Below are 21,955 nucleotides of genomic sequence, written 5' to 3'. Positions count from 1 at the left end.
ATTGTTACTGACGGGAGGGGGGCGGTACTTTGTCAGAGAAGTTGAGTGGGCTTGTGGCTACCTGCCCGTATATTAAAGAACGACTCCGGCTCCCTGTTATGCATCAGACCAACACGAAACGGAACCATAATCAAACGTATAACCTGCTTAGGGAAATGCTCGAAGCAGGGGAGCAGATTATAGAAAACCTGCAGGCTAATCCGGATGTCATGAAGCCGGGCGGAAACGTCAAGAAAGTATCGGATGTAATAGAAGATAATGTCGGAGCCGATTCGGCAGGTAACAAAGAGCCGCGCTATTTTCAGTACGTAAACCTGGTGCAGCAGGGGGGTGGTGTGCTCGGAATAGCCCTTTTGGGGTATACGTATATACTGGAACGGATGGGTATCCGGTTTCTGAAACTGGCAGGCACCAGTGCCGGGGCCATTAACTCGGCCATGATGGCTGTTGTGCAACCTGCTGATATAAGAAGCCCTAAATCGCCCATTATTCTTTATTATCTGGCCAGCAAAAACCTCTTCGACTTAGTCGATGGCGACCCCATTGCCCGCTGGCTGCTTGAAAAACAGATTAACTACAAAGACTATCTACGTTGTTTACTCAATTCCATTAAGCTAACGCTGATTATCAGTATGTGGCTTATTCTGTTCAGCAGTTTGTTATTATGGGACGATGAGGGAAACAGCCTGATCAGTGTATGTATTGGCATTCTGCTGGCTTGCCTCATGGCCCGTATTGTGTTTGCTAAAGGCCGGGTTAGTAATGGGGTCATTGCAAATTACCTGATAGGCCCTCATTTCAGGAAATCATTGCTAGGCGTACTGGTAGTACTTCTTCTTGCCTACGGATTCGTCTGGATACCCACCGCCTGCCACTATCGGCTGTTTGCTGCCCTGCTACCAATTGGCTTTTTAATGGGATACGTATTGGTGTCCCGCCGGAAAAATCACCTGTTATTTATCCAGCTTGTTGATGCTGTTATTCTGGGAAGTGTACTGGTCAATGGCGTTGTGGATGGTTTTGGGTATCGGTTGTTTTTCGTTTCGTACATGCCGGTCAATGTGAGCGAATACCGCTATCTATCCATAGCCGGCATTGCTTTGTTACTTTTTCTGTTGCTGCTTGTGGGTGGGATGGGGCTATACCTGCTGACCCGTTTCAGCGGTAGTAATTTCGGGATTAACCCGGGAAAGGAGTTTCGGAACTGGATCGCTGACTTGATGCAGAATGGGGAAGTACATGCGCCCGACCAGCCCGATCAGCCACTGAGCATACAACTCGATTCGGGTAAGCGTATTGATGTTTTTAACCCCAAAAATGAAGTAAGTACGCTGGCTGATCTGGAAGAGAAGAAGCTGAAGAACATATCGCACCGAATGCGATACGATACCAACTCGCGTCAGGTTGGTTTTGATAATAAACTGGCTGGGCTTGACAAATACGATCCGGAAGACCCTCCGCTGTCTATCATAACCACCGAAATCGCTACTGAAAACAAGATTGTGTTTCCTAAAATGTGGAAGCTTTTCTACACCGATGAAGCCCGGAAAAACGCCCGTTTGCTAAGTCCGGCTGATTTTGTGCGGGCATCGATGGCGATTCCTGTTTTCTTTGAAGCCTTTCGGGTGCCGGACGTTCCTAAAAGGGCCTATCGGGCTGCTGAATGGAAAAAATACGTACGATATCAAGGGCGCGATATCACAGAAGCCGTTTTCGTCGATGGGGGAACGTTGTCAAACTTTCCAATTAATTTATTCAACCCAACCAAGTCGATTGTACCCCGCCTGCCAACGTTCGGTGCCAGACTTCAGGATGAAGAACCGGCTGATTCACGCTCCGTTGATTCGTTTGAGGGTATTGCCAGTTCGATCATCAATACCATGCGGGGCTACTTCGATAAGGATTTTTTGATTAACCATCCTCAGTTTGAGCAGGGGCTGGCCGACATAGACGTTCGGGGCTTCAACTGGCTAAACTTCAATTTGCCTGACGAGGAGCAGGTACAACTTTTCGTCAGGGGAGCGCAGGCCGCCAGAGATTTCCTGATTCGGTTTGACTGGGAGAAATACAAACTGGAACAGGAGGCCCTGAATACCGGGGAGTCACCTACCAAAATCCGGGCATCAGCCAATAAGCAGGAATTGCAGCAAATGATCGATAATACGCTGTACAAATGAGCAGACTGATGCTCGCTAAATCAACTGTTCTATGCCCGTCGTTTCACACTCCTTATCAGCCCTGTTTGCTTTGCTGACCATTGCCGTTGCTATCTGGACGGGTGTGCATAGCCGCACCCTGAAACCGCCCAATTCGGTACCTGCCAGCCGGGCAATCATATCCTTTGAGTTTGCCAGAAATGCCGGTCAGATACGAACACTTCTCGTTGATTCATCGGGGCGGGGTGCCGGGCCGTTTATCCGGCAGGTACGTTACCTGACGCGACTTGATTTTCTGTTTATAGCGGCCTATACGCTCTTTGTACTCTCCTTTACGTGGAGCGTGGGTCAGGCCATGCCGTCTGGCTGGCTGTCGGCTGCGTTGGTTCTGGCCCCTGTTATCGGTCTGTTCGATGTGCTGGAAAATGTGCAAATGCTGGGTATCCTGGACAAAGTTATGAAAAATGCAAAAGATAGCTTTCAACCCGAACTAGCCCGTTTGTCGGTATTTACCTGGATCAAATGGGAAGCTACCGGCTTACTGATGCTGCTGCTCGTTCCTTTTCTGTGGCATCAGAATTACTGGACCAAAGGAATCGCCATCCTGTCTGTCGGCGTTTTTATTTTGGGCATTATTGCCCTTGCCGAACGGCTATCAACGCAGGAATCGATAGTGCAGGCCCAGCGATTTGCGAATCTGGTGCTGATTACGTTCGCAATCTTTACCGTTTATGTACTCGTAAAAGAAATGAGTATGGCCCTGAAAAATTTTAATTAACGCCATCTTTACTACCCTATCCATGCTTAATCTATCGTCTTTACTGGATGTTGCCATTTCGATGATTTTCGTCTACCTGACACTAAGTATATTCGTGTCGGGGATTGTTGAGTTTATCAATACGTTTAGTGAAAAACGGTCGGAATTACTCAAACTGGCACTTGACAAGTTGCTGGGGTCCACCGTATTCGGGCAACTTTGGAACCACCCGTTAACGAAACTCAAAGAGCAGAAAGTGGGTGGATTCTGGAAACCTATCGCCTATCTCTCTGCCAACAGCTTTTCTACCGTGCTGATTGATTTGATGGTCAGTGGGAAACCGGTACCGCCCCTCCCGGCGGGCGTTATACCAGCGACTACGCAGATTACGCTGGCTACTATTCATGACACAATCACCAATGACCCTCTTTTTGCGCCCCTGAAGCCATTGATAGAACCTATGCTGGCAAAGGCCGATACACTGCCCGCCTTTATAACAGCCCTCGAACGCTGGTATGATGGTTATATGGAACAGGTATCTGGCTGGTTTAAACGATACGCACAAGGCATTGTATGGGCAGTATCCATTGGGGTGACCTTGACGTTTAACGTGGATACGATTACCATCGTCAAACGCATTTCCAATGACAGGGCTTTGCGGGAAAGTTTAGTTAAACAGGCCGAAGCCGCTGCCAGCCGGGATTTGAAACTAGGTGTGTTCTCACCGAAGTCTACTCCGACAGGGTCGGCTTCAACGGTGCAAGCGGGCAAGGGAAATGGATCTTCTCTAACTAATTCGGATACGACCGGTACCAGGGCGGTAAACGATACGATGTTCCTGGCTTACCTAAGCGAACGTGATGTGACGCTGGTTAACTCGCTGACGGCTGGCAAAGGACTGACAAGTCTCGATAGTATTCGGGTACAGGATTTTTATCTGCAATATCTTCAGGAAAATCTGGCCGGGCTGGGCCTTCCTATTGGCTGGACGTTTCCCCCTCAGGCAACCATTGGGCAAATTTTCAGTACCATCGGGCATACAGTGGGAAGCTGGGCCTTTCTGGGTTGGGTCCTCACGGCGGCTGCTCTTTCATTTGGAGCCCCTTTCTGGTTCGAACTACTGCTTAAAGTGGTCAACATCCGCAACGTTATCCGTAAACCCGCTCGCACAGACGGTTCACAAACAAACTGATGGTATTGTACCTGCTCACCGGATATTCGTCTGTTTTGGTCGTTGGCCATCACTGGATTACCCGTATGTTTCCTGCCACTCCTTTCGTAGTTTTTTGTATTCCGCATCTTCCCGGGCATCCAGGTATTTACCGTAAAATATACGGGCCGATTCGGCTTTTATGGGGTCTTCTTCGCGGGGGAGCTCGTCGCGGCCGTGTGCGCCCGAACGTCCTTTTTGGTCGTCGGGAACTGGGCCGTCGTATTTCTGGCCGGTTTTGTGATTCGCGTACCGCCTTGCCCGGGTGTAGCCCATTTGCAGAAACTTCCTGGCCATGTCCATGCCGATGAAATCTCCTCTTCCCTTGTATTCGAGAAACAGCTGGTAGATTTTTTCGGACGATTCGCGGGCTATTTCCGGTGTTTTGAACCGCCAGTGTGGCAGTATTTCATCTTTATAGGGCTGTACCAACAACACGCCCTGCTCCCCTTTGCCAACGCGATACAGTTCGGGTTGTTCGCGCAGGTTTAGAACCCGATAGTTGAGGTCGTAATTGAAAGCACGGTCGTTTACGGAGCCAGCCACACCATTCTGGATTCGGGTTCGTACTGGAAACGGGCCCTTGTCTGACCGCTTCGGCTGAGGTGCAGGTATTCCATCTCCAACACCCGGCATTCAATGACCGCGAAGTTTTTGCGACCAGCCTCGCTTTCTTCGGCCGAGGGTAGCTTGTCGGCAAATTGTTCGGGGAAGCCAGGATAGGGCTGCGGTTGTTCGCTGCCCGGAACCGGCCCCGAGAGATAGGCTTTACGGCTACTTACTGCCAATTTCTTCCAGTGCTCATCGGCAATGTAATCGTCGGTATGGAGCCGGGTTTCGATCGAAAGGCGAAGCTGTAGTTGCTGCTCACCATCCCAAAACAGGAGTGCTGCCATTGGACAGGCTTCCAGCTGTAGTACTTTTTCGGCGCGGGAGTCGGTGTAAAACCATACGTACTTCCGGGCTTTATCTACCCTGCGCAACACGACTAGTCGCGCGTCGGCCCCTCTCTGTGTACCGGTGGCAATAGTCATGGTCTTAAAGTGAGATTCAGGTTGTTCTACACCTGCCAGAAGCTGCTCCCAATTACTCAGTTCAAGTTCAGAAAGGGTACCGATAGTCGGAGTAGTTGTATTTTCCGGGTGGGTGGGTGGCTTGGGCGACTCGCTCATGAGGGGGCGTTTTTATAGCTTTGTTTTGATTGGCATAACCCCGGGGTTACTTTCTTTGTTTCAGTAATTGACATCACAGATTAGTTACGACTGAATAACCCGCGCATGTGTTTTCATAAATCGCTGGCCGTTACCGCATCGGAACTGGAGGCCCGCTACGCAGTTAAATTACCCGATTCGGCTCATTTCGAGCCGGTCTACCATGCCAATGCCTGGCAGCTACCGGACTGGCCCATTCTTACCCATCAGGAACCGGACCGGTTGCAGCTGATGCACTGGGGAATGATTCCACCCTGGACTAAAACCGGAGAAGATGCCACCGACATACGTACCCGAACCATCAACGCCCGCTCCGAAACCATCTACGAAAAGCCGTCTTTCCGGTCGGCGGCAAAATCCGGAAAACGGTGTCTGATTCCGGTAACGGGTTTTTACGAATGGCACACGCTGAAGGGGAAAAAATTTCCGTTTTACATCACCATGACCGACCAGAAGATTACGTCTGTTGCCGGACTCTGGGATGAATGGGCCGACCCCGAAACGGGTGAGTTGGTGAGGACCTACACGCTGCTGACGGGAGAGGCCAACCCATTGCTGGCGGCCATTCACAATACTAAAGAACGAATGCCCTGCCTGCTGACACAGGAAGCTGAACAAATATGGTTAAACGATGAGTTGACCGAAAAGGATGCTCTGAAACTGTTAGCCAACCAGTATCCGGCCAGCCACATGCATAGTTATAGTCTCAGCAAACGGATAACGTCCCGAACAGAGCCAACGGATGTGCCGGAAGTGATGGAACCGGTCGATTACCCGGAATTAAGTAATAATCCTAAGCTGTTTTCCTAAGTAGTCCGGCCCGTTCGTCTGGGTTACACACCGTTTATGTAGAATTAGATTTTTTGAGGGAATCTGCCCTGAAATTTGCCCGAATACGTTCTGTTTTGGGACAATCCCAAGTTTTGCCCGTTTATAAAAACAGGTACCGGCTTGTAAGCTGAACCACTTCTAACAACTTCCTGATTATGAAAAACATATTACCCGCTCTTTTATTTTTCTTTACATTACTAATACTGCCCGACGCCGTCAGGGCGCAGATTATTCCGGAGACGAAAGGCAATGGCACAATAACGGGCATTATTGTCGATTCGACTTCAGGTAAACCGGTTGAATTTGCCAGTATTGCCCTGGTTGATATTTCGACAAAGAAACCAATTGATGGCACCATTGCCGACGAAAAAGGAGCCTTTACACTGACTAAATTGCCGGAAGGTAATTTTAGATTGCTTATCTCGTTCGTTGGCTACCGGGAGAAAACCATTACTAAACTTGCCCTCGACCGGAAGCAGGAATTAAACCTCGGAAACATTAAACTGGCGGCTGATGTCAGAATGCTTAAAGAGGTAGAAGTAGTAGGGCAGTCGGCTATGGTAGAAGAAAAAGTAGACCGGCTGGTGTATAATGCCGAGAAAGATGTTATGTCTAAAGGGGGCGATGCCACCGAAGTAATGCGGAAAGTGCCCCTGCTAACGGTCGACCTGGACGGGAACGTGAGTTTGCGGGGCAGTAGCAACGTGCGGGTATTGATCAACAATAAGCCCAGTACCATTATTGCCAGTAGCGTGGCCGATGCGCTCAAGCAGATTCCTGCCGATATGATTAAAACGGTAGAAGTCATTACCTCGCCCTCGGCCAAGTACGATGCAGAAGGGTCGGCCGGGATTATCAACATCACTACCAAGAAAACGACCATTCAGGGGTTTACGCTTAATGTCGATTCCGGTGTGGGGAACCGCGGCAGTAACCTCGGCCTGAATGGTAATTTGCGGCTGGGCAAAATGGGATTCAGTCTGGGCGGCTTCGGCCGGGCCAGTTACAACGTGCTCGGTACCTTTGCCAACACCCAGCGGACGTTGAGTGCCAATGGCCCCATCCTGACGGAGCAAAGTGCCGACACCCGTAATCAGGGCGTGTTCGGGCAGTACCGACTGGGCTGGGACTATGACATTACCAAGAACAGCTCCCTGAACGCTACCCTGCGCTACGGTGCCCGCAACAACACCCAGTTTCAGGATAATTTCATCACCAAAACGACCGGTGCTTTCTTCCCCGTGTACAACGCACGCAACGTGCAAACGAAAGATAATTCGGGAACGCTGGATGCCAACATCGACTATACCCATACGTACGCAAAACCGCAGCAGGAGTTCAGTATGTCGGCACAATACAGCCGGAACAATCGCAACAATAACTTTACCGCCGATATCCTGAGTTCGGCTGATTTCGCTACGATCACGGCCCGACAGCAAAACCTGAACGATAGCTACAACCAGGAATCGACACTCCAGGCCGATTACCAGACACCGGTTGGTAAAAACCAGCAGATCGAGATTGGGGGTAAGGGGATCTTTCGCCAGGTAGAGAGTAACTACAGCTACCTGCTGGCCTCCGGCAACGGGGCGTTACAAACCGATTTTACGCGACCTGCCAACACGCTCAATTATGATCAGAATATTGGTGCAGGTTACTTTTCGTACCTGATAACCACCAAAAATAAGTATTCCGTAAAGGCCGGGATGCGCTTTGAGCACACAACGATTAACGCCTTCTTTAGCCAGAGCCAGACGGTGGGTGATCAGGCAGTACAGGCCGGCCAGGATCTTGGTATCCCGAGCTACAACAACTTTGTGCCAAGTATTAACATATCCAAGACGCTGAAAGGGGGTAAAACCATTAAACTGGCCTACAACCGGCGGTTGCAGCGCCCCGGTATTCAGTTTCTGAACCCGAACATCAACGCGTCCAACCCGACGAATATTTCGCAGGGTAACCCATTGCTGTCGCCCGAACTGACGGACAATTACGAGTTGAGCACCAGTGCATACGTGAAAAGTGTGTACCTGAACGTATCGTTATTTGCCCGGCAAACTAATAACTCCATCACCAGTGTGCGCGATACGGTCAGAACGAGTTTGGGACAGGTAAATAATCCGGCCCTGGCGCAGGCCATTCGGACAACCTACCTGAACATAGGCCGTGAGTCGGCCTATGGTACCAATATTTTTGGTAACGCAACGCTGTTCTCGAAGTGGCAGATTGGCGGGGGGATGGACCTGTACTATGCCTACCTGACCAATAACAATGCCGCGTCAATCTACCAGGCGACTAACTCCGGCTGGGTCGTCTCCGGCCGACTGTTCACCAACCTGAGCCTTAAGAACGGCTGGGGTCTACAGGGATTTGCTTTTGCCAGAGGCAAGCAGGTCCAGTTGCAGGGATATCAGGGTGGATTCGCTTTCTACAGCCTGGGGGTGAAAAAAGATATGAAAAACAAGCGGGGTAGCTTTGGTATTGCAGGCGAAAACTTTTTCAACCACCCATTTACCGTTCGTTCCGAATCATCGTCGCCCATTTTTACCCAGAGCAGTCTGACGAGCCTGTACAATGCTGGTATACGGGTTAATTTCAGCTATAAGATTGGCAAACTTACCTTCGACGATAGCCAGAAGAAAAAGGGTAAGTCCATCGAAAACGATGACGTGAAAGGTGGCGATGCCGGGGGTGACCAGCAGCAGGCTCCCCAGCAACCCGCTGCCGGTGGTGCCCGTCGGCCCCGGTAAAAGTAAGCATCATTCAGCCAGTGGGGGTTACCTCCATACCAGTCAATCAGGTATGGGAGTAACCCCCGCTTTTTTTGCCCGCTGCCTCATAAAAAGGATTTGTACCAAACAATCGCCGTGAATGAAGCAGTTTGTATAGGAGACAAGTATTACTCAACACTAGAAACCTGTTTTTTTAATGGAACCAGTCGATTATCCCAAAGCGGAAGAACTCAACAGTAACGTACAGGAATTTCCGGCCATTCAGGCCAAAATGACCCCTGAGCCAGATAGCGACCTGACGAATTACTAGGCCGCCGGAAAACTGACCGGTAAAGTAGCCATCGTGACCGGGGGCGATTCGGGAATAGGACGGGCCGTTGCCGTCGCTTTTGCCAAAGAAGGAGCTTCGGTGGTGATTTCATACCTGGAAGAGGAAGAGGTAGATGCACAGGAGACGAAGCGGCTGGCTGAGCAGTTTGGCGGCAAATGCCTGACGCTGGGTCAATAACGCGGCTTACCAGCACATTGTCGAGAAGATTGAGGACATTACAGAAGAGCAACTGAGCCGGACCTTCGAGACCAATATCTACGGGTACTTTTTCATGGTACAAGCCGCGTTGCCTCACCTGCATGAGGGCGACTCAATTATCAACACGGGGAGTATTGTGGGGAAGAAAGGGCAACCCAAACTGGTGGATTATGCCTCCACAAAGGGCGCGATTCACGCCTTCACCCTGTCGCTGGCAACCCAGTTAGGCGAGCGTAAAATCCGGGTCAATGCCGTACTGCCCGGACCGATCTACACGCCGTTTCTGCCGGGTGCCGGCATGGGACCGGAAGGCGTCGTTGAAGCGGCAAATAAAACAATTCTGCAGCGACCCGGTCAGCCCGATGAACTGGCCCCAGCCTATGTTCTGCTGGCCTCCAATGATGGATCGATGGATCATACATTACCGGCAGTCTGCTGGACGTGAACGGCGGCAACGCCTGAAGGTGGCGATGGGAATATACCCACTGAAAACAGCAACACCCGGCCAATTTTTTGGCCGGGTGTTGCTGTAAATCTATTAGCGTATTAGAACAAAAGGACAACCACCTTACTTGGCAATCGTGCCCCGAAGTGCCCGCGGTATTTCGATGCTGGCTACCGGGTTCGATGCCTGTTCGAGCATCTCGATGTTTTTAACCGAAATCTGACTCACCCGAACGGATTTGCCCAGTTCAAGGTTGGATACGTCGACATCAATAAAATCAGGAATATTTTCGATAGTCCCCTTCACCCGCATTTTCCGAACGCGGGTTACCAGTTTACCGCCTTTCTGAACACCGGGTGCTGTACCAACCAACCGAACCGGAACCGCAATTTTGACGGGCTTCTTATCCGTCACCAGCAGGAAATCGGCGTGAATCAGCACGTCACTTACTGGGTGAAACTGGCTTTCCTGAAGAATAGACCGGTAAATAGTCCCTTCGATGTTCAGCTCAACTTCAAAAATATTGGGCGTATAAATTAAGTCGCGGAACAGAATGGCGGGCGCGTAAAAATGCACCTGCTCGTCGCCCCCGTACAACACACACGGAACATTGCCCTCGGCCCGAATCGCTTGTGATTCCGTGCGGCCGAGATTCGCTCGTTGATACCCTACAATCTCGAGTTTTTTCATGATAATTATTTAAAGAGTGAAAGAGCGGGAGAGCGAAAGAGTGAAAAAAGACAAACCGCTCTTTCACTCTTTCACTCTTTCGCTCAATATTTTATAAAAAGTGAACTAATAGATTCATGGTCTCTGATGCGGCCAATGGCTTTGGCGAATAACTCCGCCACCGACAGCACGCGTATTTTTTCGTTGGTTTGTTGCATGGGCAGCGTATCGGCCACCACCAGTTCCTCCAGCACAGAGTTACGGATGATTTCGTGGGCTTTACCCGACATGATCGGATGCGTACAAACCGCCCGCACCGATGTAGCCCCTTTATCCATAATAATCTGGGCCGCCTTAGCCATCGTTCCGCCGGTGTCGATCAGGTCATCTACCAGCACCACGTTGGCCCCTTCTACGTCCCCAATCACCTGCATCGACGCAATTTCGTTGGCCCGTTTGCGGTGTTTGTCGCACAGCACAATGTCGGCGTTAAAATGCCGGGCAAACGTACGGGCGCGGTTGGCTCCGCCTACATCCGGCGAGGCAACGACCAGGTTTTCCAGCCCCAGGCTCTTGATATAAGGCACAAAGACAGACGTTCCTTCCAGGTGATCGACCGGAAAGTCGAAAAAGCCCTGAATCTGTCCCGCGTGCAGATCAATCGTCATCAGCCGGTCGGCGCCCGATGCAGCCAGCATATTGGCCACCAGCTTGGCCGCAATAGACACGCGGGGCTTATCTTTCCGATCCTGACGGGCATAACCAAAATACGGAATCACTACCGTTACGTAGTGCGCCGAAGCCCGGCGGGCCGCGTCGACCATCAGTAACAACTCCAGCAGATTATCGCCCGGAGGAGGGGTAGACTGAATGAGAAACACATCGCATCCCCGCACCGACTCCTCAAAACTCGGCGACATTTCGCCATCGCTAAACCGGCGACAGGTGTACCCGCCCAGATCTTTACCGTAGTAGTGTGCGATTTTCTCGGCCAGGTAGGTTGATTCACTCCCCGAAAAAATCTTAACCGGATTAAACGATGCCATGCTGCCAGTGAAATTTCCCGCAAAGGTACGAAAAAAAAAGGGTCGTTATCAGTTAATCGCAGAAAGTGTTTCCTGAATAGCCTGAAAACTGGGCGTATCGCCCGCACTTTCGAGCACTTCGGCGTACCGGATGATTCCTTCGCCATCCACTAGGAAGGCAGATCGTTTGCTCACCCCTTTCAAATTCATCACGAAGGTATCGTAATACGACCCGTACGCCTGCGACACCTCTTTGTTGAAATCGGATAGTAAATTGAACGGTAGTTCTTGTTCTTCTTTGAATTTAGCCAGTGTAAACGGCGAATCCACCGAAATGCCCACTACATCGGCGTTCAGGTTTGCGTAAGTTGCGATGTTATCGCGCATTTCGCAAAGTTCGGCGGTGCAGACGCTGGTGAAGGCCATCGGAAAAAATAGAAGAATCAGGTTTTTCCCCTGAAAATCGTGGAGGGAAATTTCTTTCCTATCAGTGTTGAATAAGGTAAAATTGGGGGCTTTCTGACCAACCGTGAGCATAGTTTTTATACGTTAAAATGGACTGTTCGCTAATTTTCACCTGTAAAGCTACGGGCCGAAAGGAATAAAATCGTAAATCGTATTACCTAAATTCTTCATCATCTATGAAATCGTATTGGGGTATAGACCTGGGAGGTACTAAAATTGAAGGGGTCATTCTCTCCGCAGCATCGCCCGATGCCGTTGTTATTCGACAGCGAATCGACACGGAAGCCCAGGAGGGCTACGATCACATTCTGAATCAGATTGTTCGACTCGTGGAAAGGCTCAAAGCCGAAACGGGGTTACAGCCCCAGCACATCGGTTTTTCTACTCCCGGCACCTTCGATCCGGCCCGGCAGGCCATGAAAAACTGCAACACGACTGTGCTGAATGGCAAACCATTAAAACAGGATTTGAGCCGTCTGCTGGGCGTACCGGTCGCCCTGGCCAATGATGCCAACTGCCTGGCCCTGGCCGAAGCAACGATGGGTATCGTGCCCGACATACTACCCGACTACCAAACGGTGTTCGGCGTTATTATGGGCACCGGCGTGGGGGGCGGTATTGTGGTGAGGAACACATTCAAGAAGCCCTACAAACGTCCTTTTGTGCTCAATGGCCTGCAGGGCCTGGGAGGAGAATGGGGCCACAATGTCCTGGAAGAAAATGGCCATGCCTGTTATTGCGGCAAACGGGGCTGCGTGGAGCAGGTTATTTCCGGACCGGCCCTACAGCGGTACTACAAGCAGGTGAACGGGCAGGACCACACGATGCAGGATATCATAAAGCAGTACCGGGACGGGAACGACCTGGTAGCCAGCCAGACCGTGAACCGGTTGCTCGAATTTTTCGGCCGGGGTATTTCCACCATCATCAATGTGCTGGACCCCGATGCCATCGTGATTGGCGGGGGACTGGGTAACATCGACCTGCTGTATACCGAAGGCGTAGAACGGGCCAGAAAATACGTGTTCAACAGCCGCGAGATACACACCCGTTTTCTCAAACCAAAACTGGGCGACAGCGCGGGCGTTTTCGGCGCTGCAATGCTGTAAAGAAGGGGATAATCGCCCGGTAGAGGAAATGGTATTCCCGAAGCTGACTGTCCAACGCCGACTGGAGACCGGAGAACATCCCGACGTAGGTCAAGTCTGTAGCGAAAACGGCCAGGTCAAGGCAGTAGCTGGGCGTGTTTTCAGGACGCTCAAAAACGAGTGGGTAATCCTACACCAAAACAACTAGCTTTTCCGGGTTTTAGGGGCCTGGAGAGGAGCTGTTATGCCGGTTTCGCCTTGCTCGTACTTAGGAACTTTAGCGGCACCCGGTGCTTTAGGCGCTTTAGTTGCCACTTTCTTGATATTCTTGTTTCCCTTGTCCTGATTACCCATGGTATACGATTATGAATTGAAACCTAACCAGATAAAGGCGTGCTATTATAGAACCTACTATAGCTAGTTACGCCCTGCTCGGTCCGCGTCAGGCCGCTCTATCCGTTCAAACCAGCGTGTTTGACGCTGATTCGTAAAGGGTTGAGCGAGTAAAAATGCAGGCTGCAAGCTGTTGGCTAATCCTATCAGGCCAACTAAATAACTGCGGCTTGGTTTGGGCAGTGTCCGGGTAGTCGATCATCTCCTGCTGCACCTGACAGACGGTTAGCACGCACCCACCGAAGTTGGTACTGATTGAACACCTCTACTCACTGAATGATTACGAATCCGAAGTTTATTTAGTGACACGAATGCGTAAGGCAGTACACCAGTAAAATGCTCGTCAATGCGCCATTGGTAACTTCACACCTTGTATTATAACCGCTTCGGAAGATCCATTCATCCTATTTCTAAAAATTCTCTTGCCCTGGCCTGCCTGCCCAACGCCGGTCATAAGACCGGATAACACCGCGACCGGTTCGCCGGTGCGGTACTTCAAACTACGTCTACAGGTAACGGAATCTCACTTAATGCCGGTCGGGGAGCGGATAACATTACGACGTAGTTCAAACTAGGCCGAACGGGGGCTGTTAATGTTGGCCTTGCTGCCTATCGCCCAACAAGCCGGCCCATGCGGAGCGATAATAACGCACATTTAGATGCCGATTTTCGGGGCTTAGCTCGACTTGCATAACCATTCAGCCTGTTATCAGTAGTTCGCCTATTGGCTCGTGTCAACAATGAGTTTTGGGCAAAGTTGAAAAATGAACGACATAGCCTACAGGGATTGCCACAGATAAAAAGCGGCAAACACAAACTGTAAAATTACCGGTATCACCCAATTAGTGTTGGATTTCGTTCTGACTATCAGAAAGATAGAAAGGATAGTGGCTGTTAACAGCAGCGCATTCAACACTACCACAGAGTTAAGGGGGGGAAATTGTATAAACTTATCTACCCGCTCTTTACGCGTAGAAACAGTATTAAATGCGTACAGCCAAACACCTACGTAGTAACAGTTAATTGCGGTGCAGAAGATTGTGAAATATTTTGCCATTTTGCTCATGGTTGATGACCACTTCCAGGTGTATAAGCAGGTCCACAATACTGATGATGGCGAATAGGATGATTGACACACTTGGGAGAGAGGGCAGGTCATGTGGCTTTGCCGCCCACCAATCTTACGAATGGCGTCAACCATAATGGTACTTTTCAGAAAGCACTTCCAAGCCTGCAGGCCGTCATACAAGCTTAGAAGCTGTTTGAGTTGATCTCTTTGCCTATAAAATGCTCTTTCCTTCCAGATTTTACCGCAAAAAATCACTCTTTTCTATCACTAAAATTTAACTTAAACAGCTTCTAAGCAAAAAGACGATTACCTAAAAAAGTGAAAATTATGTAAATATTATTCAATATTGTGCAACAATATTTGACGCATAAGTAATTAATTTTGCTGTAAAGTATATAACAAGTATACATAATAGCCGATAATTAGATGATCAACCCGCTATTCGATAACGATTCGGTAAATAAAAATGGGCATTCACTCGAATACATACCAATTGGCTGGCTTGAAGCAATCACCAGTTTTCATCTATGTTATAATCAGCTAATCACTACCGTTAGCCAGTGCGTAGCCGAACAGGACTTACGAAAAGGCAGTAAAATAGGTACAGGCCAATGCACTACAGACCAGCTACTCACGATGGCTGCTCGGATGCAAAGGGAGCTAAAAAAGCTAGCCCAGGACATGGATCAGACAGATAGCCTCACGAAACTATCTGCCCGGGAAAATCATGAACAACTAGCCGCTCACATCCTTCGATTAAATCAATTGAATTACCAAGCACAGCTCAGGCTTGACTTAAGCAGGCGGTCTACCTCATAGGAGATGTTGGCCGTCGCCGTACGAAATGGCAAACACATAATTTATGAAAAAAAAATCACATGATTTAATAAGTGTAGCGACCTGGACGGTGGTAGGATTTGTTACCGTTCTGGAGGTTTATGTATTGTTCACATACTTTTTTAAGATGAAAACTTTTTAAGAAGCTGTTTGAGTTAATGCCAAACTCGCTTTGCGGTACGCCTGATGTGAGCGATCCAGATGAAAGTTTGGGCTGACAGAATAGTTCGTTCGTAATCTTTTGATAACCGCCGGTTGTTGTTCAGCCAAGAAATGGTTCGCTCCACTATCCACCTCCAATGATGAATAACCAGCTTACTATCAATAGGTTGATCCCTAATCGGGGACTTAGGAATCAGTACTTGCATATCATAGATGGTTTCTAACTGCTCTTTAAAATGACCGCTGAACGTACTGTCAGCATAAATTAGTACCAGATCGTACAGCAACGGGTTGAGAAGCTTGGCTTGCTCCCAAAGCAACACCCCTGCTTTGCCATCCGCTACATGGGCCGGGCGCACATGGGTCCACAACAAATGCCCGCACGGGCGGCCCCGCCATCGTATCAACGATCAGAAAGCGTTTGCGGCCTTTGATGAGCTTACCCCCATCAAAGCCAATTTGCTCGGTTGCGGTCGAGGAGTTCTTGACACTTTGCGCGTCGATGATAGCCACCGTAGGCAACGGTTTCTTATCAACTTTAAGGCGGTGAAGCATCGTCAACTCGTTGGCTAATAGCAACCAGGTGTCGTCCTTTGCCCATTTCCTGAAGTACCAGTAAACGGTCTGCCAGGCGGGGAAACCCTTGGGCAAATCTCGCCAAACGATACCATTTTTAGTCACGTAAAAGATGGCATCGACAATGCGTTGAAGGGGCCAAATACTTTTTCGTTTAGACAAAATAAATTTTTCAATACCTTGCCATTGAGAGGCTGTCAGGTCGGAAGTATATAGTTGCTGCACACAACTTAACTCCGATAGGCGGCTTTCTCGTTTCTAAAAGTGCTAACTCAAACAGCTTCTTAGGTTAGTTTCTACGTAGTAGCGCCTGGTTACAATTCGGATGCTGCCAATATCAATAGGTTCACCATGAGCCCATTGATATTGGTTTGCTGCGTTCGTTGGTAGACTTACTCCATTCGTCCGCTCACGAAAATAATTCAACACGACAAAATACTAACTATCAAATCCACCATCAAGGCTTCGGAGTCGAAACGGCTACGTCGGGCAGGGTTATTTTCTCCAGTTGGGCCTGTCGGCACTGGTTGTTGAACCGGGCGATGTCGTTTTGAATCAGGTTTTCCATCTGGGCTTTCAGGGGTTGCCAGGTGGCGTTTAACTCCGACAGGCGTTCCTTCTGACCCGCTGTAACGTAGGGGATGTTGGTGTCCATTTCGCCCTTGAGGAAGATGTAATCGGCGCTCAGTTTGTTCTCGAAGTTGATGACGTCGTCGTTGGATTCGGATTTGGGCTGGATCACTTTCTCCTCCCACGCTTTGATGCGCTTGCTTACCGCCCGGCCCGAATCGGCTACGGCTTTCAGACTGGGTTTATCGTCGATGACGTTGACCAGGTCGTTGATTTGCTTCTGCGCTTTCCGCATTCGGTTAACCCCCTGGTGAATCTCTTTTACACCCTCTTCAACACCCACCAGCGTTTTTTGCTGTTCGTCATAGTCCGCATCGGTTGCTTTGATACGGGGGTCGGGCAGGATGGTGAACGGCACTGTTTTCTCCTGCTTACCCAGTTTTAACTTCGCCTGATACGCGCCGGGAGCTACTTTGCGCCCGGCGTAGTTGCCTTCGATAAACACCTTCTCGATGGCGGGCAGGGTTTCGGTGCGCATGTCCCACACAAAGCGGTTGAGGCCGGGGCGCATGGTCAGTGTGGGTTCCGGTGATGGCCCGCCGGGGAACTTCACGAACTTCTTGTCTTTTTTGCTGCTCAGCGTCCGCAGTACCGTTCCCTGCGCCGACAGAATAGCCATCGTCAGCGTCTGACTGGTATCCACTTTGGCGGGTAGCTGGTAATACATCACCACACCCGTCGAGGGGTTCACCCCCGCGAAGCCACTGCGGCCGGGACTGCTGCCCGCATCTTCGTCGTCCTCTTCTTCCACCACTTTATCCAGCGCGCTGGACCCCGACACGCGGTGGGCATCTTCGGGTTTGTAGACCAGCAGGCTGTCTTTGCTGGCTTTGGCATCGTACTGCCGAATGGGGCCAAGGTCGTCCAGAATCCAGAAGGAGCGTCCGCCGGTTGCCGCCAGCAAATCACCCTGATGTACTTTCAGGTCGTTGATGGGGCTGACGGGCATGTTCAACTGCCAGGGTCGCCAGTTGGCCCCGTCGTTGTAGGAAATGTACAGACCTGTTTCGGTACCGGCGTAAAGCAGGCCTTTGCGCTCCGGGTCTTCCCGGACAACGCGGGTAAACGCCCCGTACGGAATGCCGTTAACGAGTTTCGTCCAGTTTTTGCCGTAGTCCGTCGTTTTGTAAATGGCCGGGGCGAAGTCGTTGAATTTGTAGCGGGTGGTGGCAATGTAGGCCGTAGCTTTATCGTGGGGCGACACGTCAATGCAGTTAATAAGCGTTTCCTCCAGGCCCTTCGGTGTTACGTTGGTCCAGGTGGTGCCCCCATCGCGGGTAAGGTACACGAGTCCATCGTCGCTGCCGGTCCAGATAACGCCCTTTTCGGCGGGGGATTCCAGCACGTAGGCGATGGTGGCATAGTTCTCTCCGCCTGCCCCTTCGTTGGTATAGGGTGCCCCGCCCCAGCCGAGTTTGGTGGAGTCGTGGCGGGTTAGGTCGGGCGATACGATGGACCAGCTTTTGCCCAGATTTGTTGTTTTGAAGAGTCGGTTTCCGGCGTGGTAGAACGCATCCGGCTCGTGTTTCGACCAGATGATGGGGGCGTTCCAGTTGAACCGGTATTTCATCGTTTTGGCCTGCAAGGCCTGGTACTGAATCGGCGACACCATGATGCCTTTCCCTTCGTGGGTCTGCTGGTCGAGTACTTCGATGGTTCCCTGATAACTGCCGCCCATCACGTAGCGCGGGTCGTCGGGATTGAAGGCCAGAAACGCACTTTCACCCCCCGCCGAGGGTGTCCAGTCTTTTTCCGTAATGCCGCTGCCGGTGGTAGTACGACTGGCAATCATGACCGACGTATTGTCCTGCTGTCCGCCGTAGACGTTGTACGGAAAACGATTATCGGCATTGACGCGGTAAAACTGCGCCGTGGGCTGGTTGTTTTCCGACGACCACGACTTACCCCCGTTGAAGGTGATGGCCGCGCCCCCGTCGTTGTTCAGCAGCAGGTTTTTGTTGTTGTTCGGGTTGATCCACAGGTGGTGATTATCCCCGTGCGACCCCGTTATCGGGCTGAACGTCTTACCCCCGTCGATGGATTTCAGGACGGAGGTGTTCAGGACGTAAACCGTGTTCTCATCTACCGGGTCGGCGAAGATTTCGATGTAATACCAGGCCCGCTGAATGGTGCGGTGGTCTTTACTGACCCGGCTCCAGCTTTTACCCGCATCGTCGGAGAGAAAAACGCCCCCTTTGTCGGCTTTGGAGTCGGACTCTATCACGGCAAACACCCGGTTTGGATTGGCTTTGGATACCGAAATGCCCATCTTGCCCAGCTCTTTGGGCAACCCTTTTTCGAGTTTGGTCCAGGTTTCGCCCGCGTCGGTGGATTTGTACAGGCCGCTGCCACTGCCGCCACTCTGCACCTGCCAGGGCAACCGCCGGTAGTCCCACATGGATGCATACAGAATGCGCGGGTTGGTCATATCCATACTCAGGTCGTTGCAACCCGTATTGTTGTCCACGAACAGCACCTTCTTCCAGGTCTTGCCGCCATCGGTGGTTTTGTAAATACCCCGGTCGGGGGTAGCGCCGTGCAGTGCACCCTGGGCGGCTACGTAGACTACATCCGGGTTCTGCGGGTGTACCCGGATGGCGGCCACGTGGCGGGTGAGGTCGAGGCCCAGGTGTTTCCAGGTCTTGCCCGCATCGGTCGATTTGTACACGCCGTCACCGTAGGAGGACATCACCCCCCGGGGGGCGTGTTCGCCCATGCCCACGTATACCACCGCCGGGTCGGACTCGCACACGCCTATGGCCCCGACGGACGATGTTTTCAACTGCTCACCGGACACGTTTTTCCAGGTCATGCCGGCATCGTCGGTTTTCCAGACGCCCCCGCCCACGGTACCCATGTAGTACAGTTGCGGGTCGGAGGTGACGCCCGTTCCGGCCACGGAGCGACCCCCGCGAAACGGCCCGATGTTTCGCCACCGGACGGGTTTAAAATAGGGATCATTGTTGAGGGTTGAGTCCTTAACTGTGGCCGTTGTTACCTTCGTTGGTTTGGCCGATTTAGGTTTCTGCGCCAGTAGCGGGCTGATAAATAAGATTGAGCAAAGAAGAAGTAGTACGTTTCGCATAAGATACCGTTTGTTGAAATATAGAGGGCTAAGATAGCGGAAATCAACATGCAGGGCTTCCTGATGCAGAGAGTCCTGGCGGTATTATACGCCTGAAGGGGGTTGGGTTTTTCGGTATAGCAGCACCAGGAAGGACTGAAATCCAAACTGCGCTTTAATGAGGTTCCGGGTGTTCCAGCGTGAAGGTAACAGGAGCCAGGCGGCCACCGCTGAGTTGCCGGGCTGTGGTATAGGCCCGAAAGACAAACGGAACAATATCCGTTCCATCCTCGGACGGAAACAGACCCCCCTGCCGGTTTAGTGCATTCGTGAACAGGACAACGGTCAGGTTATTGGGTAGTTTCATCCAGATGGTTCGCAAGCCCATGTAAGGGGCAGCATTGGTCAGGTACCACCAGCCGTCGTGATACTGGAAATCCCCCAGCGTGGACGAAACCCGATAGCATCCCAGGCTATTAAGTAGCAACGTGTCTTTGTAAGCTGTTGGCAATACTTCCTGACTGACCGACGACAAGACGGTGGCGTAGAGTTTCCCGGCTTCGCGCGGAGTCAGGTACCAACCGTATGCCCCCACCGTATTGAAAAAACTACCCGGATTCCATCCTTTCTCACCAGCGGTGTACGGGCTGCTGTAGCAATAGGTAGGGTCGTTTGCGGGATAAGTAGGTACGATATTGGTAAGTCCTGCTTTTTCAAATACATTTTTCTGGACATAGGTCAGGTAAAGTTGCTGGGTTTGCCCATCGTCCGTATCATCGTTGCCCGTAAATACATAGCCGGTCAGGGCGGGAATGAGTACCCGCATCAGGCCAACATTGGCATTCTGGTAGCAGTACTGCCCCCGGTTTTGCGCCTTTACCCCCTTCGCAATCAATTGTCTAAGCCCCGAATAAATATTTTCGCTGTAGGCGCCATTCTGGCAGTTACTGCCCAGACCAATGATGCCGCTCCGGTGCGTGAACAAGTCGCGAAAGGTAATCTGGTCGATGTTTTCCCCTTTAGGCCAGGATGGCGGTAGATAGGGGCTGATTTTATCGGTCGTTCGGATTCCTTTCCGGGCGGCCAGCTGCGTAAACGCCATTGCCGAAATGGTTTTACTCATGCTGGCGATGTGCATTTTGGTATCGATGGTGTACGGTTTCGGGCCGTCGGCTTCAATCGCTCTGGCTTTCAATCCGCCATTGCCGGATGCCTTCATCTCATCGTTCTCGAACAGCACAAATCCATAGCCGATGTCGCGATTCTGAAGCAAGCCGGTCAGCGTTTGGGCAAACAGTTCTGTCACCGATACGGTCACCTGAAATGTAACGGCGGGGCTGTAAACTGTGCCGGAAGCTGTGGTCAGGTAAGCGCGGGCAACATAGGTTGCGTTGGTTTCCAGGCCCGTCAGTGAATCCCGCATGGCATACGGCAGACTTGTCAGCGTTACAGACTGGCGTGTTTTACTATCGGCCACCGTAGGCATCGGATTGGTTTTCGACCACACAAATCCTATGGTTGTGGCCTGCCCGGTTGGGGCTTCGGTCATAGTGGCCGAAAGCACCGCCGATGTACTGCTGCGTATCGAGAAAGTGGGCGCCTGACTCCAGGTAACTACCGGAGGCTGTGGTGGCGTGGGGTCAGCTTCGTGCTTACAGCTATAAACAAGCCCTAAAACCACAAAACTTAGCAGGATAAGCACAACATGTTTCATCAGGGGCTAAGATAGTGAAAGTCGAAGCTATTGCCAGACGAACGGAGCGTTCATCGACCGCTTAATAAGCGCATCCGGCCGTTCCCTCAATCAATGGCCAAAGCGGTTGCTGTTACTGGTAACTTAAGTAACTGATGTTACGCAGCCTTGGCCAATAGAGTAGATTGACTTTTGAGGCTGTTGAGTTCCTGCAAAGCCAACTTAGTTGCATTTAGCGTCAGCAATTTCTTTAAAGCAAAATGATTTTTTGATGTGGACAGCCGTAAGGCTTCCCACTTAACAAAGGCCAGCATCACCAAAAACAAATGGTTGCTTTGACTACGAACCGTGTGCGCCGGGGATGCCCCGTAGCCCGTGTTCGACTTGATGGATTTGTGAAATTCCTCGACCTT

The 21,955-nt window shown here is 51.0% G+C and carries 16 protein-coding genes and 2 pseudogenes; 7 read left to right on the top strand and 11 right to left on the bottom strand.

Annotation, left to right across the window (positions count from 1 at the left end):
- Positions 1-98: 98 nt before the first annotated feature.
- From B157_RS0111005 to B157_RS0110995, 3 genes are read left to right on the top strand one after another with little or no spacing between them, the layout of a single operon-like run.
- A complete protein-coding gene (locus tag B157_RS0111005; RefSeq protein WP_041952038.1) occupies positions 99-2,177 on the top strand; it encodes a patatin-like phospholipase family protein in 2,079 nt (692 codons plus the stop codon).
- Positions 2,178-2,208: 31 nt separating this feature from the next.
- Positions 2,209-2,934 carry a hypothetical protein gene (locus B157_RS0111000; protein ID WP_020603379.1) on the top strand — a complete coding sequence of 242 codons (726 nt, stop codon included), beginning with the start codon at positions 2,209-2,211 and terminating at the stop codon, positions 2,932-2,934.
- A 22-nt stretch (positions 2,935-2,956) separates the two neighbouring features.
- Positions 2,957-4,105 carry a hypothetical protein gene (locus B157_RS0110995; RefSeq protein ID WP_020603378.1) on the top strand — a complete coding sequence of 383 codons (1,149 nt, stop codon included), beginning with the start codon at positions 2,957-2,959 and terminating at the stop codon, positions 4,103-4,105.
- Positions 4,106-4,162: 57 nt separating this feature from the next.
- Here the strand turns inward: B157_RS0110995 and B157_RS0110990 are convergent, their stop codons facing one another.
- Both B157_RS0110990 and B157_RS0110985 read right to left on the bottom strand, forming a co-directional pair.
- Positions 4,163-4,669, bottom strand: a complete 507-nt coding sequence (locus B157_RS0110990; protein ID WP_020603377.1) for a DUF4385 domain-containing protein — start codon at positions 4,667-4,669, stop codon at positions 4,163-4,165.
- The gene (locus B157_RS0110985; protein ID WP_020603376.1) at positions 4,654-5,295 is read right to left on the bottom strand and encodes a pyridoxamine 5'-phosphate oxidase family protein; all 642 of its coding nucleotides are present in this window, start codon (positions 5,293-5,295) and stop codon (positions 4,654-4,656) included. The genes B157_RS0110990 and B157_RS0110985 overlap by 16 nt, the downstream gene beginning before the upstream one ends.
- Before the next feature lie 105 nt (positions 5,296-5,400).
- On the opposite strand from B157_RS0110985, the gene B157_RS0110980 reads away from it, so the two are divergent.
- From B157_RS0110980 to B157_RS35070, 3 genes and pseudogenes are all read left to right on the top strand, one after another.
- Positions 5,401-6,144, top strand: a complete 744-nt coding sequence (locus tag B157_RS0110980) for an SOS response-associated peptidase (RefSeq protein ID WP_020603375.1) — start codon at positions 5,401-5,403, stop codon at positions 6,142-6,144.
- Positions 6,145-6,320: 176 nt separating this feature from the next.
- The gene (locus B157_RS0110975; RefSeq protein WP_020603374.1) at positions 6,321-8,915 is read left to right on the top strand and encodes a TonB-dependent receptor; all 2,595 of its coding nucleotides are present in this window, start codon (positions 6,321-6,323) and stop codon (positions 8,913-8,915) included.
- Positions 8,916-9,093: 178 nt separating this feature from the next.
- Positions 9,094-9,888, top strand: a pseudogene (locus tag B157_RS35070) (SDR family oxidoreductase).
- Positions 9,889-9,994: 106 nt separating this feature from the next.
- Here the strand turns inward: B157_RS35070 and B157_RS0110965 are convergent.
- The 3 genes from B157_RS0110965 to B157_RS0110955 form a co-directional block, all read right to left on the bottom strand.
- A complete protein-coding gene (locus B157_RS0110965; RefSeq protein WP_020603371.1) occupies positions 9,995-10,561 on the bottom strand; it encodes a 50S ribosomal protein L25/general stress protein Ctc in 567 nt (188 codons plus the stop codon).
- A gap of 83 nt (positions 10,562-10,644) precedes the next feature.
- Positions 10,645-11,586: a ribose-phosphate pyrophosphokinase gene (locus tag B157_RS0110960; RefSeq protein WP_020603370.1), complete on the bottom strand. Its 942-nt coding sequence runs from the start codon at positions 11,584-11,586 to the stop codon at positions 10,645-10,647.
- A gap of 48 nt (positions 11,587-11,634) precedes the next feature.
- Entirely contained in the window at positions 11,635-12,102 is a 468-nt protein-coding gene (locus tag B157_RS0110955) for a redoxin domain-containing protein (protein WP_020603369.1), read from the bottom strand.
- Between the two features lie 104 nt (positions 12,103-12,206).
- Here B157_RS0110955 and B157_RS0110950 point away from each other — a divergent pair, with 104 nt between their 5' ends.
- Positions 12,207-13,139, top strand: coding sequence for an ROK family protein (locus B157_RS0110950; RefSeq protein ID WP_020603368.1), 933 nt, complete (start codon positions 12,207-12,209; stop codon positions 13,137-13,139).
- Between the two features lie 183 nt (positions 13,140-13,322).
- Here the strand turns inward: B157_RS0110950 and B157_RS38975 are convergent, their stop codons facing one another.
- The 6 genes and pseudogenes from B157_RS38975 to B157_RS38970 form a co-directional block, all read right to left on the bottom strand.
- Entirely contained in the window at positions 13,323-13,472 is a 150-nt protein-coding gene (locus B157_RS38975; protein ID WP_020603366.1) for a hypothetical protein, read from the bottom strand.
- Between the two features lie 2,100 nt (positions 13,473-15,572).
- The gene (locus tag B157_RS40250; RefSeq protein WP_342664695.1) at positions 15,573-15,902 is read right to left on the bottom strand and encodes a transposase; all 330 of its coding nucleotides are present in this window, start codon (positions 15,900-15,902) and stop codon (positions 15,573-15,575) included.
- The gene (locus B157_RS35065) at positions 15,835-16,380 is read right to left on the bottom strand and encodes a transposase (protein ID WP_026308629.1); all 546 of its coding nucleotides are present in this window, start codon (positions 16,378-16,380) and stop codon (positions 15,835-15,837) included. Before B157_RS35065 ends, B157_RS40250 begins: the two co-directional genes overlap by 68 nt.
- Before the next feature lie 232 nt (positions 16,381-16,612).
- A complete protein-coding gene (locus B157_RS0110915; protein ID WP_020603362.1) occupies positions 16,613-19,870 on the bottom strand; it encodes a WD40/YVTN/BNR-like repeat-containing protein in 3,258 nt (1,085 codons plus the stop codon).
- A gap of 154 nt (positions 19,871-20,024) precedes the next feature.
- Positions 20,025-21,563 carry a serine hydrolase domain-containing protein gene (locus B157_RS0110910; RefSeq protein ID WP_020603361.1) on the bottom strand — a complete coding sequence of 513 codons (1,539 nt, stop codon included), beginning with the start codon at positions 21,561-21,563 and terminating at the stop codon, positions 20,025-20,027.
- A 137-nt stretch (positions 21,564-21,700) separates the two neighbouring features.
- Positions 21,701-21,955: pseudogene (locus B157_RS38970) on the bottom strand (IS701 family transposase); the annotation flags it as partial.

It is taken from the genome of Spirosoma spitsbergense DSM 19989 (assembly GCF_000374085.1).
Taxonomy (GTDB): domain Bacteria; phylum Bacteroidota; class Bacteroidia; order Cytophagales; family Spirosomataceae; genus Spirosoma; species Spirosoma spitsbergense.
The sequence above is the reverse complement of the archived record's forward strand: the minus strand, read 5'-3'. Positions and strand labels throughout refer to the sequence as shown.